We start from the raw sequence: 2,600 nt of genomic DNA, 5'->3' as shown, positions 1-2,600 counted from the left end.
GAGGCTATGCTTAATACACATTCCCGGATATACCCCGAACTTTTTCCATTAGAGGACTCCGAACAGTAAGCGCAGAATTATAATTCAATTCATATAATCATATAAATTAAAGTTTCAATTTGACTTTGTGTATTCAAGACAGTTCAAACTATTACACTGTAATAGCCCAAAAAGCAGCAGGAATACGAAAGAAAATTGGGATAAATTAAAAAGAGCATTTTTTGTAATGTTCTCATTAATACTTCTTTGGGACAACTTGTCCCGAAGTCTTTTGCGGTGGCTGTGTTAAGCAGTTGCCGCTTTTTATCTGTCAAATAAGGGAGGTACAAGTATAGCCACAACCAGACTCATTACCCACCATATCAGCAAGGGGGAAACCATCGCCAGCTCGCTGAAGGATCGTCTGGACTATGGGAAAGACCCGGATAAAACCCAGGACGGCCAGCTCATTTCTTCCTATGAGTGCGACCACCAGACCGCCGATGCCGAGTTCCTGCTCTCCCGGGCAAAGTATAAAGCGGTCACAGGCCGGGAACAAAAGCGGGAGGCAGATGTGCTCTGCTATCAGATCCGCCAGTCCTTTGCGCCCGGGGAAATTACCCCGGAGGAGGCAAACCGGGTAGGCTACGAAACAGCCATGCGCTGGACGAAGGGGAAACACGCCTTTTTTGTTGCTACTCATACAGATAAAAAACATATCCACAATCACATTTATTACAATCCTGTTTCACTGGACTACACCCGGAAATTCCGGGACTTCTGGAGATCGGCTGGGGCTCTGCGGCGGCTTTCTGACCGGGTATGTCTGGAAAATGATTTATCGGTTATCCAGCATCCGAAACTTCACAGCAAAGGCCGTTTCCTGCACTATGGCCAGTGGATCGGGGAGCGGCCCCCGTCCGCCCAGCAGAGGGTACGGCTTGCCATCGTTGCGGCTCTGAAACAAAAGCCCGCCGACTTTGCGGAGTTCCTGCGGCTGATGGAGAAGTCCGGCTTTGCGGTAAAGCATGGCCGGGGCGGTGTGATTTCGTTCCTTGCCCCCGGGCAGGATAAGCCCACCCGACTGCGGGCATCCACCCTTGGGGACGGCTTTGATCCCGAGGACATCCGGGCGGTGATTGCCGGGGAGCGGCCCATCCCGGAACTTGCGGACGAGGCCCCGGCTCCTGTCCGGCGGGTTAATCTCATTATTGATATTCAACAGCGCATGGCTCAGGGCAAGGGCCCGGCTTATGAACGGTGGGCCAAGGTTTACAATCTAAAGCAGATGGCCGCCGCCCTCCAGTATCTGCGGGAGCATGGCCTTACGGACTATGAGTCTATGGCGGCCAGCACCGAGGCGGCGGTGGAGCACTTTCACGCTCTGGCCGGGAAACTGCGGGAAACGGAGGCGGCCCTCGAAAAGACATCCGGGCTTATGGCGGCCACGGTGGACTATGCCAAGACCCGGCCTGTGTTTGATGGCTATAAGGCGGCCCGGTACAGTAAAAAATATCTTGCGGAGCACGAGGCGGAGCTTGCCAGCTACCGGGCGGCGAAAGCGGTATTGAACAACCTCTTAAACGGGGAGAAACTTCCAAAAATAACGGATATGAAAAAGACCCGCCAGGAGCTGGCGGAAAAGAAAAAGGCCCTTTATGCGGAGTACCGCAAGGCCCAGGCGGATATGCGGCAGGCCGTGGCGGTCAAGGCGAACATTGACCATCTGCTCGGCCACACGGACGGGCGGGAAAATAAGGCCCCGGAGCGATAGCCCGGGCCGCAGACAACAGGCGTAAGCGCCGGGACTTTGGGACACTTTGTCCCGAAGTCCAGCGGGTTTGGGGAGCTCCCCAACAAGCATTTTCGCAGGGCCAGCGGCACAAGAAAATAGCAGGTGTGGCCACACCTGCCCTGCTTGCCGTTTCGTGCGATTCCTCTACATGGCGCAAAAAACGGAGGTCACGCTTTCTTACGCATCCTCCGTTTCCCGGGCCTGCTTTAGCCCCTCTGCTGTGGCTTTCATTACGGTTAATTCTTTTTCACTCATTGAGTTGAGCAGTATATCAATCTGTTTCCTGCAAGAGCTTTCGCCCGTGTTGGGATCTGGAAAAAAGAATTGATCCACTGAAATGTCCAGCAGAGTGACAAACTGGTAAAAGGTGTTGAGGCTTGGGTGCTGGCCCCTGTTCTCAATATACATAATGGAGCGTGGCACACGATCCACCAACTGAGCGAGGTATTCCTGCGTCCAGCCCTTTTCCTCTCTTTTGCGTTTGATCTCCCGGCCCAGGGCGTGGAAGTCAAGTTGTTTCTCGTATTGGTACATTTTCATATCACCCTATATTATTCTACATTTCGGGTTAGAGTATGAGAACGAAATATAATTTTATATTTAGTAGTATTTATTTTCACTTTTGGCAATATAATTGCATCCTTGTGAAAGATTTTAATGCATGGTACAGTAGAGCTGTGTAAGGGATATACATTAAAAATGGCTTTGACTTTGCCCTTACGGAAAGGTTTATACTTTATATCAAGAAAAGAAGGTGAGAGGCTAAATGTTATCAATAGGAGAGTTTTCACGGATTTGTGAGGTAACTCCAAAAACACTACGCTAC

The 2,600-nt window shown here is 51.0% G+C and carries 2 protein-coding genes; one reads left to right on the top strand and one right to left on the bottom strand.

Annotated elements, in window-relative coordinates:
- The first annotated feature begins 349 nt into the window (after window positions 1-349).
- Window positions 350-1,753: a relaxase/mobilization nuclease domain-containing protein gene (locus JX325_RS14985; protein WP_374220639.1), complete on the top strand. Its 1,404-nt coding sequence runs from the start codon at window positions 350-352 to the stop codon at window positions 1,751-1,753.
- Between the two features lie 198 nt (window positions 1,754-1,951).
- Here the strand turns inward: JX325_RS14985 and JX325_RS14980 are convergent, their stop codons facing one another.
- Window positions 1,952-2,308 (bottom strand): helix-turn-helix transcriptional regulator, encoded by a 357-nt coding sequence (locus tag JX325_RS14980; RefSeq protein ID WP_204791872.1) that lies wholly within the window; start codon window positions 2,306-2,308, stop codon window positions 1,952-1,954.
- Window positions 2,309-2,600: the final 292 nt, after the last annotated feature.

The organism is Oscillibacter sp. CU971, from assembly GCF_905219725.1.
Taxonomy (GTDB): domain Bacteria; phylum Bacillota; class Clostridia; order Oscillospirales; family Oscillospiraceae; genus Oscillibacter.
Note: the sequence above shows the minus strand (reverse complement) of the source record. Positions and strands in the feature narration are given on the sequence as shown.